Here is a 21519-nt window from a genome sequence, read left to right as displayed (position 1 = left end):
CGGACCTGTTGCGGCGGTCCGAGACCTCTCGCTGGCCGTTCGTCGCGGCGAGTTCCTGACAATTCTCGGTCCAAGCGGTTCGGGCAAAACCACAACCCTGATGCTGCTTGCCGGCTTCGAGGCTCCTACTCAGGGCGACATTTTGATCGCCGGCAAGTCAGTTGCCGCAGTGCCGTCCTACCGCCGCGACCAGGGCATCGTCTTTCAGAGCTATGCGCTATTCCCACACCTCAGTGTGCGCCGGAATCTCGAATTTCCGCTCGAAATGCGTGGCATGAAGGCGGCCGAGAGGGCGAAACGGGTTGATCGCATCCTGGAACGCGTGCACCTCGACGAATTCGGCGCCCGCATGCCGTCGCAATTGAGTGGCGGTCAGCAGCAGCGCGTGGCGCTTGCCCGTGCCCTGATCGCGGATCCGCCGATCCTCCTGCTGGACGAGCCGCTCGGTGCGCTCGACCGTAACCTACGCGAACAGATGCAGGGCGAGATCAAGAGCCTGCACAAGGAATCCGGCATCACCACCGTCTGCGTCACGCACGATCAGGACGAGGCGCTCACATTATCGGACCGTATCATCGTCATGCGTGCCGGCCAAATCGAGCAGACTGATACGCCGGAGGCCCTCTATGATCGGCCGGAAACGCGGTTCGTTGCGAAGTTTCTGGGTGAGGCCAATATCCTCGAAAATCCCGGTTTCAAAATCGAAGCCGATATCGCGCAGCCGTCCGGCACACTCGCTATGATCAGGCCGGAGCGTATCAGCGTCGCCGCTCCGGGGGCGCCGAGGCGCGCCGATGCGAACCGCCGCCAGACGGTCTCCGGCACCGTGAATGACATGATCTATGGTGGCCCGTTGCGTAAATACCACGTGCGAGTCGGGAGCTGCGTGCTCGCGGTGCGCGAACACGTCGCCTCGGGACAGCAGATATTCCGACCCGGTGACGAGGTGCAGCTAGAGTGGTTGCGGTCCGACGTCCGCTTCGTCGCGGCGTAAGATGCTGAGAGGGTAAGGTAGATGGAGACGCTTCAGAAAATTAGCCGAATGCCTCTCGGGCTCACGCTGCCGGCCTTTGCTATCCTGCTCGCCGTGTTCGGCATACCGATCGTTCTACTCTTTCTGACCAGCCTCAATGCGCCGGCCTTCTCACTCGTCAACTACCAGGCATTTCTGCGCCAGCCGGCGAATGTCCGCGTGCTCTTCCAGACCATTGAAGTAAGCGCGGTGGCCACCGCCATCTGTGTCATCATCGGCTACCCAACAGCCTATCTGATCACGACCGCTTCCACTCGTGTACGCACGGCGCTTCTCGTGCTTGTAGTCATCCCCTATCTGACCAGCCTTTTGGTGCGCACCTATGCGTGGATCGTGATCCTCGGGGACCGCGGTCTGATCAACAATCTGCTGATTAACTTAGGGCTAATATCGAGCCCTCTGCCGCTGATTTACAACCGCATGGCCGTTTATATTGGCATGGTGCATATCATGCTGCCCGTAATGATTCTGCCACTGGTCAGCGTCATGCTGGGTATCGACAAGTCGCTGGTAGCAGCGGCCCGCAGCATGGGGGCGCGCCCCCTCGCGGCTTTTTGGCGCGTGTTTTTCCCGCTCAGCCTGCCGGGTGTGCGCAGCGGATCGGTGCTGGTCTTCGTGCTCTGCCTCGGCTTCTACATCACGCCGACTGCTCTAGGCGGGTTGCGCGATGCCTTGCTATCAACCTTTATCGCGGCGCAGGTCTCGAGCTCCTTCAACATGGCGCGCACCGCCGCCGCGGCCTTCATCCTTCTTGGCATCGCTGCAGTCATGCTCTCATTGATCGGACTCGATCTCTCCGGTACGCAGGGCCGTGCGGCGCAACCCGTGCAGAAGTTGTGGTGGAGTTGGTTGCCCTCGTTCGGCACGTTATTTCTGTATCTCAATGAACTTACTGCTCCCTATCGAGCGAAGCGCTGGACCACCAAGCTCTACCAGGCCGGCACCGATCGCCGCTGGCCCATGACTATCGGCACTCTGTTTGTCGTACTCGTCATGTTCTATCTGCTGTTTCCAAGTCTAGTAGTCATCGTCATGTCTTTCAGCAACGGAACGTTTCTGGAATTCCCGCCTTCGGCACTTTCATTGCGATGGTATCGCTCCTTCTTTGGCGATCCGTCCTGGACAGGCGCCGCCTGGACTAGCGTCCAGATCGGCCTTGCGGTCGCCATCTTGTCGACCATCGTTGGGACACTTGCGGCCTACGGCCTCAGCCGCACCTTTCCGCGGTTGCGTAGTTTTCTGACCATGCTGATCCTGACGCCGATCACATTTCCGAGTATCGTCGTCGGCATCGCAGCCTATCTCGGACTGCTGAATCTCGGCCTGATCGGCACCAAGAGCGGCATCATCCTGACGCACAGCGTCGGCGCGGTTGGCTATGTGGTCGTGATTGTCTCGGCTACTCTGGCGAATTTCGACCAGCGGCTCGAGCAGGCAGCAACGAGCATGCGGGCAGGGCCGGTGCAGACCTTCACGAGGGTAACGCTGCCACTGATCCGGCCGGGCGTAATCGGTGGGGCCCTGTTCGCGTTCATCCACTCGTTCGACGAGGTTGTCAAAACATCGCTGGTGAGTGGCCTCTCGATTCGTACCCTGCCGCTTAAAATGTGGGAGGACATCCGCCACGAGATCGATCCGACAATCGCAGCAGTTGCGTCCCTGCTGGTGCTTCTGCCCGTGCTCTGGCTGATTGCCATCTACGTCACGTGGTGGCGGTCGAGGCCGAGGGCGCTGCGCGCGCTTCCAGACTCAGGGGCTTGAGGCACCAGTCGCCCTTGTCGCCGCGTTCCTCAAAAAAGTGCAGAAAGGCATCGTCCCGAATCGCCGGCCGACTAGGCGAGGAAGGTCACAGGCTAGCATCCCTGCTGAAGCGACCAGCATGATCTGCTGTTGGTCCCCATGGAGGGACGATCGGACTCTGATTGCCCGGCGCTCGCGCGGCCGAGTCCGGCTCAAATGGAGCTGAAGGCCTTTGGGAGGAAGCGTTGCTGGCGGACGGCGTAGCGCCCGACAAGATCTACCCGATGAATATCAACCGCATTTTCGTCAGCATGGACAGGATCAAGCCGCCCATCCGCAAGTGGTGGACGACCGGGTCCGAGATCCAGCAAATCATGCACGACAAGATCGCTGATGTCGTGCATACCTATGACGGACGGGCAAATCTGTCGATTGATCAGGGAACGCCGATCGAGATCAGTCGGAATCACGGCAAGCTGAACTGGACCTGCTGCTGGTCGATCCCGAAGGGCAGCTCGAATGTGAAAACGCGCAAAAGTTCATCGAATTCGCTACGCGAGCCGGTCCTCAGGCTGCCTTGCCGCAGCGGAAGCTCAAGTTCGGCGGCTTCTTTGATCGCTCCATCCATCAAGATCGCTTTTGCAGGCCAAAACTGGCCGCTGCATCCGACCAAGGACGAGGTTGATGGTCATCGGGATCAAGAGTGAGCTCCGTAGTGGATCACGTGTGCCTGGCGTTAATACCGCGATGAGACTTGAGCGCGCGCACTCTTTCTGCGTTAAATCGCTATGTTTAGCTGCATATCCGCTGCGGCTGCATGGTAGAGGGGGGGCGGGCGTTTTGAACCCCGCACTTTGCTCGCTGATCAAGTTCGGGATGGCTATAAGCGCCGGGCGCGGGCTAGTGAACGCCATTCTTCGGAAGGCGCGCCAGTCCAGCGCCAACTGAATTCAGGCGCTGCTGCGCTCTTTGGGACGTGATCAATGCATAAGTTGGAACGTATTCTCCGCCCGAGATCTATCGCCGTATTTGGCGGGGGACCGGCGGCTTCTGTCGTCGCTCAATCCATCAAAATGGGTTTTGCCGGTGAGATCTGGCCTGTGCATCCCACCAAGAACGAGGTCCATGGCCGCAAAGTCTATCGCTCGGTGGCCGATCTGCCCGGAGCGCCCGACGCCGCCTGGGTTGGTGTGAACCGGCATCTTACTAACGATGTGATCAAAGCGCTGGCCGAACGCGGCGCCGGCGGCGCAGTCTGTTATGCTTCCGGTTTCCTCGAAACCGAAGGCTATGACGAGGATGGCCAGAGGCTGCAGGCCGAGCTCGTTGCCGCCGCTGGCCAGATGCCGATCATCGGTCCGAACTGCTACGGTCTCATCAACTATGCCGACGGGGCGCTGCTGTGGCCCGACCAGCATGGTGGCGCTCGGCTGCCTGAGGGCGGTCGTGGCGTCGCCATCATCACGCAGTCGTCGAACATCGCCCTCAACGTGACAATGCAAAAGCGTGGCGTGCCGATCGCTTTTCTGTTGACCGCTGGCAACCAGGCGCAGACCGGCCTCTCCGAGATTGCGCTTGGTCTTGTTGAAGATGATCGGACTACCGCGCTTGGCCTGCACATTGAGGGCTTCGACTCCGTCGCCGGCTTCGAAAGGCTGGCGGCGCGCGCGCGGGAACTGGAGAAGCCGATTATCGCCATGAAGATCGGCCGCTCCGAACAGGCGAGACAGGCGACGGTGTCGCATACCGCGTCGCTCGCTGGCTCGCACGCCGCCTCCGACGCTTTCCTGAAGCGGCTCGGCATCGCGCAAGTTGATTCCATTCCGGCCTTCATCGAGACGCTGAAGCTCCTCCACGTTATCGGGCCGCTGAATGGCTACCGGCTATCGTCGATGAGCGCGTCAGGTGGCGAGGCGTCACTGATGGCCGACAGCGCCGAAGGGCGGGTGGTGCATTTTCCTCGTCTCACCGACCAGCATCGCGCGCATGTTCAATCGGTACTCGGGCCAATGGTGGCGGTGGCCAATCCCCTCGACTACAACACTTACTTCTGGAACAAAGAGCCAGAGCTGACCAAGACCTATTCCGCTATGGTCTCGGGCGAATTCGATCTCAATATAGTCGTCCTTGACTTTCCGCGTTCCGACCGGTGCCCGAACAGCGCCGGCTATGGCACGATCTTGCGGGCCTTCGAGGCGTCTCTGAAAGCCAACAATGCGCGCGGTGCGATCGTTTCGTCGCTGCCCGAGAATATGCCCGAAGACCAAATCGCCGGGCTGATCGAGCGAGGCGTGGTGCCGCTATTGGGCATTTCGGAAGCGATGGATGCTGCGCAGGCGGCCGCCTTCATCGGCCGGGTTTGGGGCCAGCCGCAGGCGCAACCGGTTGATACCTCGGCTTCCGGTTCGCCTTCAGGCAACAAGGTGACGCTGGATGAGGCCGCGGCAAAAGCGCGGCTGACCGACGCCGGGCTGCCTGTGCCCAGGGGTGACCGCACGTGCAGCGCAGGCCAGACCGCAACATTGTCAAAGGCGCTCGGATTTCCGGTAGCGCTGAAGGCGCTCGGCGTCGCCCATAAATCGGAGGTTGGCGCGGTGCGGCTCAACCTTCAGGATGCGGAGTCCGTCAGCTCCGCTGCCCAAGAGTTATTGCGCGTAAGTGGTGAGCTTTATGTCGAGCGCATGGTTGAGGACGTCGTCGCCGAACTGATCGTCGGCTTCACCCGCGATCCTGTATTCGGGGCGGTCATGACTCTGGGCAGCGGCGGGGTGCTGGTCGAGCTTTTACTCGACTGCGTGACTCTGATGCTGCCGGCGACGCGCGATGACATCAAGGCCGCGCTGCGCGGCTTAAAGCTCTACCCGCTGCTCGAAGGCTACCGCGGTCGGCCCATGGCCGATGTCCAGGCGGCCATCGACGCCATCGCCGGCATTGCCGACTTCGTGCAAAGGAATGCCCGCCAGATTGAAGAACTCGACATCAATCCGCTGATCGTCTGCGCTAACGGCAAGGGCGCCTGGATTGCAGACGCGCTGCTAGTGCTTGGAGAAAAGAAGAATGGCTGACGTCATCACCACCCGCCGCGAAGGCGCCATCCTCGAAGTCACGTTGGACCGACCGAAGGCGAACGCCATCGACGTCAACACCTCGCGGCTGATGGGCGAGACCTTCAAGGCTTTCCGCGATGATCCGGGGCTACGGGTCGCCATCGTCAAGACGGCTGGCGACAAGTTCTTCTGCGCCGGTTGGGATCTCAAGGCGGCGGCCAGCGGCGACGCGGCGAACGGCGACTGGGGTGTCGGCGGATTCTGCGGGCTGCAGGAACTGCCCGACCTCAACAAGCCGGTGATTGCCTGCGTCAATGGCATGGCGGTGGGCGGCGGCTTCGAGCTGACGCTGGCCTGCGATCTGATCTATGCCTCAGACCATTCCTCCTTCGCGCTGCCCGAAATCCGCGCCGGCACCCTGGCCGACGCTGCGACCATCAAGCTGCCAAAGCGTATCCCGTACCACATCGCCATGGACCTTCTGCTCACCGGCCGCTGGATGGATGTAGCCGAGGCGCACCGTTGGGGCCTGGTCAACGAGGTCCTGCCCAAAGAGAAGCTTGAAGACCGAGTCTGGGAGATCGCGCGCCTGCTTGCCAGCGGCCCGCCACTGGTCTTTGCCGCGATCAAGGAGACAACGCGCGTGGCCGAGGCGTTGTCCTTCCAGGACACCATGAACTGCTTATCACGCCGCCAGCTTGCGACCATCGATGCGCTCTACGGCTCGGAGGATACTCGCGAAGGCGCCCGGGCCTTTGCCGAAAAGCGTGATCCAGTTTGGACGGGAAGGTAGCGGACCTTTCAGGCCGCTGCCTTTCCCACCCGCCAGACTTCTCCCTCCACGGAGGACGGTTGACGGCTCTCAGCTGCCGGCCCTTTCGGAGAGGCGGGGTAAATTCGTCGACATCGCCAAGCAGCTTCGCCGCGACCTCCTGATCGGACATGATAGCGAGGTCAGGCGCATTGGCTTTGTCCGCCTCGGACCCTTCGCCAGCTTCGGCGCCAATACTGCTTGAGCAGCGGAGGCTGGAATGCCTGCGTGGTCGCGAAATCAGCGGTGGGCGCGAAATATAAGCAATACCTGCGCAAAACATCAGAAGCAGCGAATGAACGCGGGCCTGCTGCGTCAAATGCGAACGAATTCGGGAGAATTGTCTCTCAAATGCGCTAGCGTTCGCATCACACATCCAATCGTCGCGCCGAGGCTGACGTCTTGACCATGCTGAGCTTTGCACAGGCGGCGTTCTCAGCTGATTTCTTATGGAAAATCGATGGATCTCGCATTCACGGCGGAGGAGCGGGCGGCGTTCCGAGAACAGGTGCGTCAGTTCCTGCGGCAGACTGTGCTGCCAGAAGTGCGACGCAAATTGATAGAAGGCCGGCAGCTGTCGAAAGATGAAAATGATCGCGGGGCAACCCATCCTCAATAAGAAGGGCATCCCGTACTGGCCTGAGGAAAATGGAGGCGCGGTTGGACCCTCGTGTGACAATATATCTTCGAAGAGGAAGTGCGTGGGTTTCCCGCGCGGACGATGTATGACTATGGATTATCTCTGGTCGGCCGGGTCATCTACACCTTCGGCAATCAGGCCCAGAAGAAAAAATACTACATCCCCCGCATCCTCAAGCTTGAAGATTGGTGGTGCCAAGGCTTCTCAGAACCCGGCGCGGGCTCCGATTTCGCTTCGCTCAAAACCCGAGCGGTGCGCGACGGCGACCACTACATCGTGATGGTCAGAAGACCTGGACCTCGTCGGCGCACTGCGCCGATTGGATTTTCTGCCTGGTCAGGACCAAATTCGATCCCGATGCAAAGAAGCAGCAGGGTTTTCCTCCTCCTGGTCGACACGAAGAGCCCCCAAGAGAAGATGGCCGAACTTGAAGTCCAGCTGAAGGCGCTCGAGATGACGTGGTTGCGGGTGATGGCCAACGCATCAAAGCGGCGGAGCGGAACGCAGGACCCTGCAACCTCCATTCTTAAGCTCAAGGGATCCGAAATCCAGCAGGCGACGGCGGAGCTTGAGCTCGGGCTTCTGGCGTTACCTTTCTCCGAGGAATACGAGGGCTTCGCCGGAGGGGCGGTCGAGACTATGATCGTCATGGAGGCCTTCGGCAAAGCGCTGATCCTCGAGCCGTATTTTGCAACCGTGGTGCTTGCCTGGCGGCATCCTTCGTCATGGAGCGAGCGAGGCGCAGAAGGCGAAGTTCATCTCCGCAATCGCGGAAGGCCAGACCAAATTCGCCTTCGGTTACGCCGAGCCGCAGGCACGCTACGACCTCCTAGACGTTGAGATGCACGCGAAGCCGACAACCATCTCGTCTCGGCGCGAGCCGCGGGACGTTGCCGCGACAAGAATGGGATAGGCCTCTTCCTGATCGGCGCAGATCCGCCCGGCCTGACGCGCCGCGGTTATCCGTCACACGACGGCCGGTACGCGGCCGAGATTAGGCTCGAGAGCGTCCGCGTTGAGGGAGCCAATGTTATCGGCGATCCCGCCGACGCGTTCCCCGTCATCTCACGAGTGGCCGACGAGGCGATCGCAGCCCTCTGGCGCGGAGGCCGTCGGCTGTTTTGACAAGATGCAGACTATCACGCTTGGATCTCAAGTCGCACGAGCAGTTCGGCAAGAAGATTGGCATGTTCCAGGCGCTGCAGCACCGAGCCGTGGAAATGTTTGTCGAGTTGGAGCAGTCGCGGTCGAGGCCATGTATGCCGCGATGATGGCCGCGGACGGCGATGCGACCGAACGTGCGCGCGCGATTTCGGTGGCAAAGATCCAGATCGGCCGGTCAGCGAAGGCGATCGGACGAGAAGCGGTACAGCTCTATGGCGCTACGTCGGTCACTATTTCAAGCATGTGTCTATGATCGACACGCCGTTCGGCGATACCAACTATACCTGAGGCGGCTTGCTGGGCTTGGAGGGCTCAGCGGCGAGTAAATCGATTGTTCGAATCAGGCCGCGCAAAAATTGCACTCATGAAGCCAAGTTCATAAGCGAGACTGAAAATTCGCATGTGAGGAAGAGCGCCCTGAGTACGGTCGGGCCGTTCGTTTCCTCCTTGCTCAGGTGATCGTCATATCCTGGCCGGATTCGAGGAAAGGTGCCACGAGCGCGAGCGCGCACCGCGATCGGATACGTCTTGTCGTTAAGACAGCGGCCTGTCCCGTTCGCGTATGATTTTTGAGCGCTCTCCAAGCGGAACGCTGCGCTGACATAAACCTTCATATTCGCTTGAGTTGGCGCGGGAATTCGGCTGTGCCGGTGACGATATTAGCGAAATTCAGCTCTGGCGGCGCGATAATATTTCCGTGACAGACAAAACTTCTGTCGGCCGCAGGTCGCAGATTCAAATGCAGGCAAGGGATGAATGCGCCATTTCGTCAACCGCAGAGGCCTTCGGCAGGCGTGTCCCTGCGATCTGGACCATGCACATAAGAAGCTGCAATCCGACAGGATAAAACATCGTGATCTGGTCGTCGGCGGCGCGGCAGCGGAAGAAGCGCCAGAGGCGGGGAGAGGGGCGATGTCAGGCACGAACAATGCCTTTGTGAAGTTTTCCGATGTCCAGAAGACCTACGACGGCGAAACGCTGGTCGTTAAGAATCTCAACCTGGATATCGCCCGGGGTGAGTTCTTGACCATGCTGGGGCCCTCCGGCTCCGGCAAGACGACGACCCTGATGATGCTCGCTGGCTTCGAGGTGCCTACCCAGGGCCGGATTCTTCTCGATGGACGCTCGATCGACAACATGCCCCCGCACAAGCGCGACATCGGCATGGTGTTCCAGAACTACGCGCTGTTTCCGCATATGACGGTCGAGGAGAACCTCGCCTTCCCGCTCAAAGTGCGCAAGCTCGGCAAGGCCGAGATCGAAGCCAGGATCAAGCGGGCGCTCGACATGGTCCGGCTCGGCGCCTATGGCAAGCGCCGGCCCGCCCAGCTTTCTGGCGGCCAGCAACAGCGCGTCGCGCTTGCTCGCGCCCTCGTCTTTGATCCCAAGCTCGTGCTGATGGACGAGCCGCTCGGGGCGCTGGATAAGCAGCTGCGCGAGCAGATGCAGCTCGAGATCAGGCATATCCACGAGGATCTTGGCGTCACCGTGGTCTATGTGACGCATGACCAGGGCGAGGCGCTGACGATGTCGGACCGCATAGCGGTGTTCAACGACGGGGTAATCCAGCAGCTCGCCCCGCCTGCTGAACTGTATGAGCGGCCGCAGAACGCCTTCGTCGCCCAGTTCATCGGCGAGAACAACCGACTGCATGGCAAGGTCGTGGCGATGGATGGCACGAGCTGCAAGGTGGAGATTGCGGGCGCGGGCAGCGTGCAGGCGCTGGCGATCAATGTCGAGGCAGTCGGCCGGCCGACCGTGCTGTCGCTGCGGCCGGAGCGAGTGCAGCTGAATCCGACGCCGAGCTCGCTGCCCAATATCTTCTGCGCGCAGGTTGCCGAGGTGATCTATCTGGGCGACCACGTTCGCACCCGCGTCTCGGTGTGCGGCCATGATGACTTCGTAATCAAGCTGCCGAACTCGGAAGGCCTGGTGCAGCTCGAGCCGGGCACAGCGATCACCATCGGCTGGAAGGCGGAGGATTGTCGCGCGCTCGACGCGCCGTGACGACGACCGAGGCTTCAGCGCGAGCGAGGCCGCAACGCCGCTTCCATCCTGGAGGTGGCACAGCAGCGAAGGGTCGACAATGAAAAAGCCATTGATGATTGGGGGCGCCTTGGCCGTAATCGGCCTGACAGCGGGTACGCTTGTGCCGTCGAAACCGGCTTTCGCCCACGACCAGCTGACGATCGTCGCTTGGGGTGGAGCCTACCAGGCCGCCCTGCGCAAGGCCATGTTCGAGCCCTTTCTGAAGGCGACCGGGATCAAGATCACGGAAGATGAATTCAACGGCGAGATCGCCAAGATCCGCGCCATGGTCGAGGCCAAAAGCGTGAGCTGGGACGTGGTCGACACCGGCTTGGCCATACAACTGTGCGCTGAGGGGGCCATTGAGACGATCGACTGGAAAAAGCTGGGCCTCGACCGGACGAAGTTCCTGAGCGGTGGCAAGTATGACTGCGGGCTGCCGTACGTCGTCTCTGCCACGGTCATCGCTTATGACAAGGACAAGCTGGCGAACGGCCCAACTACCGTCGCCGACTTTTTCGACCTGCAGAAATTCCCCGGCAAGCGCGGATTGCAAAGGACGACGCCTCGGGGCAATCTCGAATGGGCGCTGATCGCCGACGGCGTGCCCGTCAAGGACGTCTACGAGATTCTCAACACGCCCGAGGGGGGTGTGTCGCGCCTTCAGGAAGCCCGACACGATCAAGAAGGATGTTGTCTGGCACGTGGCCCAATCTCAGCCGCTGCAGCTTCTGGCAGATGGCCAGGTCGTCATGACTTACGCCACCAATACCCGCACCTACGATGCGGTCAAGAACTCCGGCAATCATTTCGAAATCATGTGGGATGCCCAGCAGTGGGAGTTGGGTGTCTGTGCGATCCCCAAGGGCAGTCCGCGGCTGGACGCCGCGTACAAGTGCCTCGCCTTCGCCGGTTCGCCCAAGTCGCAGGCCGACCTGACGCGCTACCTACCCTCCGGGCCCACCAACCAGGACGCGATTACGCTTGTCGATCCGACGATGCTGCCGCACCTTCCGACTGCGTCCGATCCTACGGGCAATGTTCTGGTGAGAAACGCGGTCCTTTGGGCTGAGAGGGGCGACGAGCTGCGCCAGCGCTTTACCGCCTGGCTCGCGAAATAAGACCAAGGAACGGCGGGGAGCGGTTTCGTCCTCCTCGCTATCCAGAACGAACTGAAAGAGAGGAGTCGATGGTAACGATGGCCATCCCAATCGCCGGGAGTTCCGATGGCATGCCGTTGCGGATCCAGTTGCAGCGAGTCGAGCGCCGGCGCAAGCTAAGGGCCTTCACCCTCGTCCTGCCGCTGCTGCTGTTCATCCTAATTGCCTTCATCTTGCCGATCGGCCGGATGATGTTCAACGCGATCCATGATGATGCGCTGCTGATGCTGATGCCGCGAACCACGGCAGCGTTAAGCGCTTGGGATGGTAAGGAGCTGCCCCACGAGAACGTCTATGCCGCTCTCGCCGAAGACCTCGGGCAGGCTTGGTCGCAGAAGACCATAGGGACGATCGGTAAGCGTATAAACTATGAGCTGCCCGGCGTTGCCAGCCAGATCACGTCAAGCGGCCGAAGGGCGAGCGCGCTTTCCGCTGGCCCCTACAAGGCGGCGCTGATCGAGATTAGCCCAATCTGGGGGCGGCACGACGTTTGGAGCCTGCTTAAGCGCGGAGACTCGGCCTATACGGCCTATTACCTGCTGCGTTCGCTCGATTACCAGTATGGCCACGACAGCCAGATCGTCGCCTCACCTCCGGAGAACGCCATCTTCCGCGACATGCTTTTACGCACGCTTGGTATCAGCGTCGCCGTGACCGCCATGACCCTGCTGCTGGGCTTCCCTGTGGCGTATCTCCTGGCGACATTGCCGCCCAAGTACAGCAATTTGCTGATGATCATGGTCGTGCTGCCGTTCTGGACCTCGCTGCTGGTGCGCACCACGGCTTGGGTCGTACTCCTGCAGCAGCACGGCGTAATCAACGAAATGCTGATGGGGCTAAACATCATATCGCAGCCGGCCCAACTCATCTTCAATCGGGTCGGCACGATGGTAGCCATGACCCACATCCAGCTGCCCTTCACGCTACTGCCAATCTACAGCGTGATGAAGACGCTCTCTCCCAGCCATGTCCGCGCCGCCCGCTCTCTCGGCGCCGGACCATTCTACGCCTTCTGGAAGGTCTACTTCCCGCAGACCCTGCCGGGGATCGCTGCCGGCTGTCTGCTGACCTTCATTCTGTGCCTGGGCTACTACATCACCCCCGCGCTAGTCGGGGGGCCGAACGACCAGATGGTCGGCTCCTTCATCGCCCACTACACGAACGAAGAACTCAATTGGGGAATGGCCTCGGCGCTTGGCGCCATCCTGCTCGCCGCGACCCTGCTGCTTTACTATGTCTTTAACAAGCTGGTCGGCGTCGACCGGATCAAGATGGGATAAGAACGATGGCCGCGTCCACCTATGCCTCTCCGATGGAGAAGGGCTGGTACTACATGCACCGGCTGATCTGCGGGGCGGTGCTGCTGTTTCTGATCGCGCCGATCCTCGTGATCATCCCGCTCTCGTTCAATTCTGTGCCTTTCTTTACCTATCCGATGCCAGGACTATCGCTACGCTGGTATGAGGAATTCTTTCTGACCAACCGCTGGCAGGGCGCGCTGCACAACTCGATCTTCGTCGCCGTGTCGGTTACGCTGCTGTCGACGGCGCTGGGCACGCTAGCCGCGCTCGGGCTCAGTCGTCCGAACTTCCCCTGGCGCACGGTGGTGATGAGCCTGCTGATCTCACCCATTGTCGTTCCACTCGTGATCACCGCGGTGGCCGCGTATTTCTTCTATGCCGAAGTCGGGCTACTTAATACCTATACGGGGCTTATCCTCGCGCACACGACGATAGCCACGCCTTTTGTCGTCATCACTGTGACTGCGACCATGATGGCTTTCGACCATTCGCTAACCCGTGCAGCCGCGGGGCTGGGCGCGCCGCCGATCACCGTCTTCTTCAATATTATCCTGCCGCTCATCCTACCGGGCATGATCTCCGGTGCGCTCTTTGCCTTCGGCACCTCCTTCGATGAAGTGGTGCTAGCCCTCTTCGTAGGCAGCGTCGAGCAACGAACGTTGCCGAGGGCTATGTTTTCCGGTATCCGCGAGGAGATAAGCCCGACCATTACTGCCGCCGCCACCGTGCTGATCCTTTTCTCCATCGCCATGCTGACGACCGTCGAGCTGCTGCGGCGCCGCTCGGAGCGCCTGCGCGGCATTCGTACTACGTGAATTCCTAGTGGCGCTCGAGCCGGGCACGGTCATCACCATCGGCAGGAAAACTAAGAATTGTCGGACGCCCTGACGACGACCGAGGGTTTGCCGCGAGCAAGCTGGGCCTTCAACGCCACCTCCATTCCGGGGATGGTTACAGTAGGGAGAGGGAGAGGGTAGACCATGAGAAATCCATTGACGATTTGGAATGCCTTGGCCGCAATTGGCCTGGCAGCGGGTACGTTTGCGCCGGCAAAACCCGCTTCTGCCGATGGCCAGCGACGATCACCTCCTATGACGATCACCTCCTATGGCGGCGCTTACCAGAAAGCCGTGCGTAGCACCTTTTTCGAGCCCTTCTCGAAGGCCACCGGGATCAAGATCACCGAAGACGAGTATAACGGTGAGTTCTCCAAGATCCGCGCCATGGTCGAGTCGAAAAGCGTGAGCTGGAACGTGGTCGACATGGCCGTCGACGCGGTCCTGCAACTGTGCGCCGAGGGTGTCCTCGAGACGATCGACTGGAAAAGGTTGGACCTGGACCGGACCAAGTTGATGGGCGCCGACGCGTCGGACTGCGGGGTGCCATTTCTACTCTCTACCACGATCATCGCCTACGATCAGGACAAGCTGCCGAACGGCCCGAAGACCATCGCCGACTTCTTCGACACGCAGAAATTCCCCGGCAAGCGCGGACTGAAGAAGTCTCCGGACAAAACGCTCGAATGGGCGCTGGTCGCCGACGGCGTGGCCGTCAAGGATATCTACAAGGTCCTCAACACGCCCGAGGGCGTCGACCGCGCCTTCAAGAAACTCGATACGATCAAGAAGGATGTCGTCTGGTATCAGTCCAACGCCCAGCCGGCGCAGCTTCTGTCTGATGGTCAGGTCGTCATGACTCAAGCCGCGAACGGGCGCATCTACGATGCTGTGAAGAACTCGGGCAAGCACTTCGGGATGGTATGGGATGCTCAGGTGTTTGAGTTCGCTCTCTGGGCGATTCCCAAGGGCAGTCCGAGCCAGGACGCCGCCTACCGGTTCCTGGCGTTCGCCGGTTCGCCCCAGCCGGAGGCCGACTTGACACACTACCTGCCTTACGGGCCCGCCAACAAGGACGCCATGGCGCTTGTTGACTCGGCGATGAAGCCGGACCTTCCGACTGCGCCCGAAAACATGCGTAGTGCTCTGCCGAGAGATGCTGTCTTCTGGGCCGACAAAGGCGACGAGCTGCGCCAGCGCTTTACCACCTGGCTCGCGAAGTAGACCAGAAAGGAGTGGCGAACTCCACTTTCCGCCTGCCCTTAAGGAAAAGGCACTTGGACCTCGCGCAGCTGTACCGGCAAGAAATCGAAGCCTTCGGCCTCACTTCAACGCGCGGCGCTAAACGTCATCATCGGACGACCGCACTACCATTGCGGTCTATTCAACTGGAGGGAAGTGCATGAACACCACGACGACACCGGTCGATGCACCTGAACAGCTCTTCGGCGCCTTGAGCGAAGAACTCGGCCCAAGCGCCGTTCTCACTGGTGCTGAAATTCCCAACCGCAACTGCAAAGACTGGCACAGCTTGCCGCAGGTTCCCCTAGCGGTAATTCGTCCCGTCGACGCTCAGGGTCTTTCCTCTGCAGTCGTGGAGTGCCGAAGGCTCGGATTACCGTTTGTGGCGCAAGGTGGGCTCACTGGCCTTTGTGGGGGCGCGGTGCCCGAGGCGGGCTGGGTCGCCATTTCCCTTGAGCGGATGACGGGAATTGATGAGATTGATCGCGCGGCTCTGACTATGACTGTGAAGGCCGGCACGCCGCTTGAGACAATCCAGACGGCTGCCGACGACGCCGACCTTTTTTTTCCGCTGGATCTCGGGGCGCGCGGCTCGTGTGCGATTGGCGGCAATCTCTCCACCAACGCCGGTGGCAACAGGGTCATGCGTTACGGCATGACTCGCGAACTGGTGCTCGGTGTGGAAGTCGTTCTGCCTGACGGGACGATCATCACTGGTCTGAACAAGCTGCTGAAGAATAACTCCGGCTATGACCTTAAGCAACTGTTCATCGGATCAGAAGGTACCCTCGGCATCATCACACGCGCGGTGTTGCGGCTCTTTCCCAAGCCGAAGTCCACTATGACGGCCTTGTGTCGCGTCGACGATTACGGCGCCGTGGTCGCGTTACTCCAGTCGGCGCGAAGGGACTTAGGGCCGCTTTTGTCGGCTTTTGAAGTCATGTGGCCGGACTTCTGGGAGACCGCCACGACGCGGGCAGGTGTGCGACCGCCGCTCACTGGCGGGGAAGGCTTTTACGTGCTCTTGGAAGTGCAGGGAACGGACCAGCAGATTGACGCGCCTCGACTGGAATACTGGATCGAGCGCACGATGGATTTGGGCTTGGTCTCCGATGCCACCATCGCTCAATCACTGGCGCAGACGCACGACTTTTGGGCCGTGCGCGACACCGGCGAATTGGGACGGATGATCGGCCCCCGACTCAGCTACGACATTGGTCTACCGGTCAGCCGAATGGATGAGTTTGCCACGAACTGTAAAGCGTCGCTCGGCTTGCAGATTCCAAGTTGCCAAAGCATTCATTTCGGCCACATCGGCGATGGCAATTTGCACCTGTTCGTCTGGGTCCCTGGTTCACCAGCGGGAGCACAGCCCAAGGACGTGGTGGACGGCATCGTCTATGGCTTGGTCAAAGAGATGAGCGGCAGCATCTCTGCCGAACACGGCATCGGGAGCTTCAAGAAGAAGTGGCTCGGACATGCGCGGAGCGAAGCTGAAATTGCGCTAATGCGAACGCTCAAGAAGGCGCTCGACCCAGATAACCTTTTGAATCCGGGGCGGGTCATCTGAGATGCATCCGCTGCGCCTGAAGCCTCAAGTACCACGCGGATGGTATCCCAAGGACCATCGACTACACGCTCGGCCGTTTAACGGTACGCGCATTAACATTGGTGAGTCCTTTCTACAGTAGGGAGGGGCGCATATGGAGGCCTCGCGCATCGCAAGTGAGTTGATCGTGTGGTGAAGTCTTATAATGCAGGCGACCAGACGATAAGAGTTCCCCTAAGAATTTCGCAGAGAGCCGCTGCAGCAACGCCGAGAAGCATCCGGGTCGTTAGCATTTCTGAACAGCGATTGTTCCTCAAGCATTAACCGGACCTGCAGCACATGCATAGATCACTGCACAAGCGAAAGCAGGCATGAAGCAAGATTTTTCGCTGAAATCTCGCGTCACATTCGCTAGATTGGGGAATCTCGGCGTATGTTGTCCCTACGCTCTGACCATACTTCTGAGAACAGGGTTTCCACCATGACCATAGTCTTGATCACCGGCACGAACCGCGGCGTCGGCCTTGCACTTGCGCGGCAGTATGTCGACAGCGGAGCAAAGGTGATTGCTTGCTGCCGCGAGCCGGCGAGAGCCGACGCGCTCACGGAGATTGCTGCAGCGTCAAATGGTCGCGCACGTGTCCTGCCCATCGACATGGCGAACGAAGCCTCGATCAGGACGATCAAGAGCACGCTGGGCGACGAGCCGATCGATATCCTCCTACTCAACGCAGGGATCAATGGCCATCCTAAACCCCAGACGGCATACGAGATCGACGGCGAAAATTACATCCAGTGCATGCGCGTGAATGCGCTCGGTCCGATGCTATTGTCGCAGGTAATGCTCGCAAATCTAAAGGCTGGCCGCGAAAAGAAGCTGGTTGTAATTACCAGCGCCTACGGCTCTGTCAGCAGGGAATGGACGAAGGCCGTAAACGCGCACGAGAGATACGCCTATCGAGCCTCCAAGGCAGCCCTCAACAGCGGCATGCGCGCACTTTCGCGTGACTGGGCCGAGCACGGTATCGTCGTTGGCCTGATGGACCCTGGCTGGGTGAGGACCGACATGGCACTAAAGGCCGGAGAAAATCCCGCGATGATTTCTACCGAAGAGAGCGCGATTGGCATCATCAAGCGGATCGGCCAGCTTACGCCAGAAAACAGCGGCGCTTTTACCCGGTTCAATGGAGAGGCTCTCCCCTGGTGAAGCCAGCTGACGCCTGCCGCAAAGGCGTTTGGTGGCCGCGCGAAGCACGCCGGCTTATGTTCCGCCAGCGGTTTCTTCTGCCGGCCGACCTGGGCTAAATCGAAAGGCCTAGATGTTTAGTCCCGGCATTTGCTGGAGCGGATTGAGTGTGAAGCGTTCGGACTGGGAGGCCCATGCCTTGCAGACGAACTCGTAGGGTGTGAGGCCCTTGAGGGTCTTGAGCCTTCGGCCGTAGTTGTAGGCGGCGACGAAGTCGGCGAGATGGCCGCGGAGCTGATCGTGGCTCTCGTAATAGAAGCGCTTGACGGTTGCGTCCTTGATGGTTCATGCGCTCGACCTGGCAGTTGGTCCACGGATGCTTGGCCTTGGTCGTGCGATGCTCGATGTCGTTGGTGGCGCAAGTGTATTCGAAGGCATGGGCCCGGAAGCGTTCGCCGCTGGCGATGGCCTGCTTGATCAGCGGTACGGCCGATCCGCCGGCGCCGGGCGTGGTGAACTGGATGCCGTTGTCGGTGAGCACGGTGTGGATCTTGTAGGGGACGGCCGCGATCAGGCGCAGCAGGAACTCCCGGGAGACGGTGGTGGTGGCCTTCTCGTGCAGTTCGACGAAGGCCAATTTCGAGGTGCGGTCGATCGCGACGAACATGTGCAGTCTGCCCTGTTCGGTTCTCACCTCGGCAATGTCGATGTTGAAATAGCCGATCGGGTAGCTCTTGAACTTCTTCTTCGCGGGCCTGTCGCCCTCGACATCGGGCAAGCGGCTGATGCCGTTACGCTGCAGGCAGCGGTGCAATGACGAGCGCGTCAAATGCGGGATTGTCGGCTGCAAGGTATAGAGGCAGTCATCGAGCGGCAGCAGCGTATAGCGCCGGAAGGCGACGATGACGGCCTCTTCCTCAGCCGACAGCACCGTCGAGCGCAGTTCCTTCGGGCCGGTCGGAAGATCGGCGACCGAGGTCCGGCCTTTCCACTTGGCGACGGTCTTCGGATTGATCCCGTAGCGCTTGGCGAGTTGCCTCAGGCTCTCTTGACTATGCTGTATCGCTCGACGGACCGCCTCTGTCGTCGTGGCGCCCCCATGCAGAACCTGGCCCATAGCGCATCCTTTGATTCGGAAGACAAGGATGCCCCATCAAAACCTGGGATCAAACATCTAGCTTCCGGTAGCAACCCCGCAGGGTACCGTTCGAACTGACGTCGAACCTCGCAAAGATGCGTGCGCCCCGACCCGCGGGAACATGATACAGACTAGCCTAGCCGAACTATCGCGGATGAAGGGATTCCTGCCTTTGAATCGCTTCTGCCTACTCGCTCTTAGCCTGCAACTTCTCCGCAATAACCACGGGTAGCAGTCGCTGACCTCATTGACCGCATCGACGGCCGCCCGGGGCAGTTGCATCGTTGATGCCGCTGCCCCGCCGTGCATGCCTTTATAAATGGCTTGCTAGCCGGCGTCTTTGCGCGCCGCAGCGGCTTCCACCTGCATGGCGAGCAAACAATGGACTGAGAACTGAAGCTGGTCATGGAAAACCGCCGGGTCCAGCTTGGAGATCAAGCCATCGGGACCCCAAGCCTTGAAATATTCCGGCCACGGACAAAAGCCGATAGTCGGTATCCCGAGCTCAATGAAACCTGCGCCTTCGCCCCAGAACTCGCCACCGCTGAGGATGGCCGCTCGCTCCTTGCAGCGGGCGAGCGCACTTTCGACGATACGTTCTAACACCGGATCCGGCGGTGCGGGCGATTGCCCGTCGAACTCCGGTGCAGTGATCAAGATCGCCGACTGCAGGGGCCGGCTCGTATCCATGTAGCGCAGGCTTCCTCCCGGATCACGAACATCACGCCACTCTCGACAGCCAAGATGCTCGAGGCAGAGGACACCCACGGTCTTAGCCACGATCTGCGGGTGCTGGGTGATCCAATCGCGAGAGCCTTTGCCAAGGAAGCCGTTAGAGAAATGGGCAGGTACTGATAAGAAGACCATAGTCTTCTCCCGCTTGGAAAGTGGAACCTGTGCAAAATACCGCGCCATATTTACTACCGCAATGCCGGCGTTCTCCTCTGCCATGTTCGGACCGTCGGAGTGGGTGTTGCAGATTAGGATCTCATCGTCGGCATGGCCGAAGCGAGCGCCTGGCAACAGGCCCCATACGGCTGCCGTGGATACTTGCTCAAACTCCGCCTCGATGGTGATGGTCGCGCTTGCGCCAGAGGCCGCATCGCTGGCCAATTGCCGTCCAACTGTTTCATTCACAAAAAGCGCCGGAATGCCTGGCTTTGTCTTGGCCGGATCGGATCCGGCAGAACTGCTGTGAGGCGACGACGAGAAGGGGCAAGGTTCCCATTGGCCTTCAGCGTTATCGTCGGAAACGCCCTGCCAAGCCAGCACCACGCCCAAGACGCCGGCACGGTTTGCTGCGTCAGCCAGAATGTGCCGGCGCAGATAGGCAGAGGCGCTGCTCGACGTTAGCTGCTGAGCAAAGCGTCCCGCGTCCCGCTTGCTCCCCTCCCAGACTCCGTTGACAGTATACGATCCGAGATAGGAGCTAGTGAACTCGCTTGACAGCGCAAGGCGGACCAGTGCGATCTTCCCGGCGGCGCGGGCCCAGTCGATCGTGTCCCGGTTGGTCTGCACGCCCAGATCGACAAGCTGCCCCTCGGCGCGGGCGCTCGGTTTGAAAGCCACCACTGTGCGGCCATTGGCGCGGGGGTAATGCCCGCCCCCGCCCGGCGAGGCCAAAGTTGCCGCGGCCGTGAGCGGTGCACGGCGACCGGTGAAGCCACCAGTACAGTAAGGCACGTACGAGGCGACCGGCACGGCTTTGCCGTTGACCTCGAGGCTCCAAGATTTTGGACTCCAGAGAGGAAAGTTCTCGAATACATCTTCGAACACCTCGCCCTGTGCGGGAGTGAGAGCCCTGGCTAGCTCGATCTTTATCCAGTTTACAAACCGCCGGTGCTCCGGCGAGCCGCAAAACCGGGTGGGACCCATTTCACGGTTGACGAACTCAATCTCTGCCCAAGCCGCCTCTTGTGATATCAGTTTGTCTCGGTCGAAATCTGCTAGCGCAGAAGCCTGCGAGATCGAGACGCTCGCATTGTTCGCGTTCTGGCTGCATAGGGATGGGTGCACGTAAAATCCTCCTTTGAACACGAGTCGTAGAGCGCGTGCCCTGTATTCGATTGCGACAAGGGGGCGCCGCCCCCAAAGTTATCGGGTATTCCCGGCGGGCCCGAACGGACCAAGGTTAATCCGAGTCGGGACATCCTTGAGCGGCTCGCGGTCGGACGTCCGCGTTGCTACTTGATCATTCGCTTTGCTTCCGCACCGTTACGACTAATTCTCTCGCACGCGAGATCGCCGGGTCCGCTCTGGCAGATAAGCCTAGATGCTTGTGCACTAAAAAAATCCGCCAAAAGCAGCCCGGGAGCTGTGAATGTCTTCGAAATAAACCCGATTCCCGCCTCGCTTATGCGCAGCGGTCCTTGGGAAGGGGGCGACTTTCCCCTGACCCGATCCCAGGGACCAAGACTGTTCAGTTAGAGGTTTGACCGGCATGATGAATGTCCGAGTGAGTCCGGCGCATGTTGTGAAGAAAAGCAAGTTCGCTGAGGACCAATCGCCTTCGCTGAAGCAGGTGGAGCTGGCAACTGCGTCCAAGAGGTGTACCGCCCCCGGCAGGGCCGGCAGGGTCGTGTCCCCGGTGATGGTGTAGCTCGGTAGAGCAAAGCCGTCCGCACGCGCGCCCTCCCATGGCGCC

The 21519-nt window shown here is 60.3% G+C and carries 14 protein-coding genes and 3 pseudogenes; 15 read left to right on the top strand and 2 right to left on the bottom strand.

Features of this window, described 5'->3' with window-relative positions; all coding sequences use genetic code 11:
• The 15 genes and pseudogenes from PMN64_RS34250 to PMN64_RS34180 form a co-directional block, all read left to right on the top strand.
• The coding region (locus tag PMN64_RS34250; protein ID WP_411783890.1) for an ABC transporter ATP-binding protein at positions 1-994 on the top strand (994 nt) is incomplete at its 5' end.
• Positions 995-1015: 21 nt separating this feature from the next.
• Positions 1016-2794, top strand: a complete 1779-nt coding sequence (locus PMN64_RS34245; RefSeq protein ID WP_411783889.1) for an ABC transporter permease subunit — start codon at positions 1016-1018, stop codon at positions 2792-2794.
• A 224-nt stretch (positions 2795-3018) separates the two neighbouring features.
• Positions 3019-3480: a hypothetical protein gene (locus tag PMN64_RS34240; protein ID WP_411783888.1), complete on the top strand. Its 462-nt coding sequence runs from the start codon at positions 3019-3021 to the stop codon at positions 3478-3480.
• A gap of 276 nt (positions 3481-3756) precedes the next feature.
• Entirely contained in the window at positions 3757-5838 is a 2082-nt protein-coding gene (locus PMN64_RS34235) for an acetate--CoA ligase family protein (RefSeq protein ID WP_411783887.1), read from the top strand.
• On the top strand, positions 5831-6613 hold the full coding sequence (locus tag PMN64_RS34230) for a carnitinyl-CoA dehydratase (RefSeq protein WP_411783886.1): 783 nt from the start codon (positions 5831-5833) through the stop codon (positions 6611-6613). Before PMN64_RS34235 ends, PMN64_RS34230 begins: the two co-directional genes overlap by 8 nt.
• 478 nt (positions 6614-7091) lie before the next feature.
• Positions 7092-7679: pseudogene (locus PMN64_RS34225) on the top strand (acyl-CoA dehydrogenase family protein); the annotation flags it as partial.
• Between the two features lie 847 nt (positions 7680-8526).
• Positions 8527-8688, top strand: coding sequence for an acyl-CoA dehydrogenase family protein (locus PMN64_RS34220; protein WP_411783885.1), 162 nt, complete (start codon positions 8527-8529; stop codon positions 8686-8688).
• Between the two features lie 659 nt (positions 8689-9347).
• Positions 9348-10442 (top strand): ABC transporter ATP-binding protein, encoded by a 1095-nt coding sequence (locus PMN64_RS34215; protein WP_411783884.1) that lies wholly within the window; start codon positions 9348-9350, stop codon positions 10440-10442.
• Between the two features lie 79 nt (positions 10443-10521).
• A pseudogene (locus PMN64_RS34210) lies at positions 10522-11055 on the top strand (extracellular solute-binding protein); the annotation flags it as partial.
• Positions 11056-11113: 58 nt separating this feature from the next.
• A complete protein-coding gene (locus tag PMN64_RS34205; RefSeq protein ID WP_411783891.1) occupies positions 11114-11584 on the top strand; it encodes an extracellular solute-binding protein in 471 nt (156 codons plus the stop codon).
• Positions 11585-11652: 68 nt separating this feature from the next.
• Positions 11653-12903 carry an ABC transporter permease gene (locus tag PMN64_RS34200; RefSeq protein ID WP_411783883.1) on the top strand — a complete coding sequence of 417 codons (1251 nt, stop codon included), beginning with the start codon at positions 11653-11655 and terminating at the stop codon, positions 12901-12903.
• A gap of 5 nt (positions 12904-12908) precedes the next feature.
• On the top strand, positions 12909-13739 hold the full coding sequence (locus PMN64_RS34195) for an ABC transporter permease (RefSeq protein WP_411783882.1): 831 nt from the start codon (positions 12909-12911) through the stop codon (positions 13737-13739).
• A gap of 165 nt (positions 13740-13904) precedes the next feature.
• The gene (locus tag PMN64_RS34190) at positions 13905-14984 is read left to right on the top strand and encodes an ABC transporter substrate-binding protein (RefSeq protein ID WP_411783881.1); all 1080 of its coding nucleotides are present in this window, start codon (positions 13905-13907) and stop codon (positions 14982-14984) included.
• Between the two features lie 178 nt (positions 14985-15162).
• Positions 15163-16572, top strand: coding sequence for an FAD-binding oxidoreductase (locus tag PMN64_RS34185; protein ID WP_411783880.1), 1410 nt, complete (start codon positions 15163-15165; stop codon positions 16570-16572).
• 460 nt (positions 16573-17032) lie between these two features.
• Positions 17033-17758, top strand: a complete 726-nt coding sequence (locus tag PMN64_RS34180) for an SDR family oxidoreductase (protein WP_411783879.1) — start codon at positions 17033-17035, stop codon at positions 17756-17758.
• 108 nt (positions 17759-17866) lie between these two features.
• On the opposite strand, the pseudogene PMN64_RS34175 reads toward PMN64_RS34180, so the two are convergent.
• Together PMN64_RS34175 and PMN64_RS34170 are read right to left on the bottom strand one after the other, a co-directional pair.
• Positions 17867-18854: pseudogene (locus PMN64_RS34175) on the bottom strand (IS481 family transposase).
• A 348-nt stretch (positions 18855-19202) separates the two neighbouring features.
• On the bottom strand, positions 19203-20912 hold the full coding sequence (locus tag PMN64_RS34170) for a hypothetical protein (RefSeq protein WP_411783878.1): 1710 nt from the start codon (positions 20910-20912) through the stop codon (positions 19203-19205).
• Between the last annotated feature and the right edge of the window lie 607 nt (positions 20913-21519).

This window comes from Bradyrhizobium sp. UFLA01-814, from assembly GCF_046718885.1.
GTDB lineage: Bacteria > Pseudomonadota > Alphaproteobacteria > Rhizobiales > Xanthobacteraceae > Bradyrhizobium > Bradyrhizobium elkanii.
This window is presented reverse-complemented; position numbering and strand designations above follow the sequence as displayed.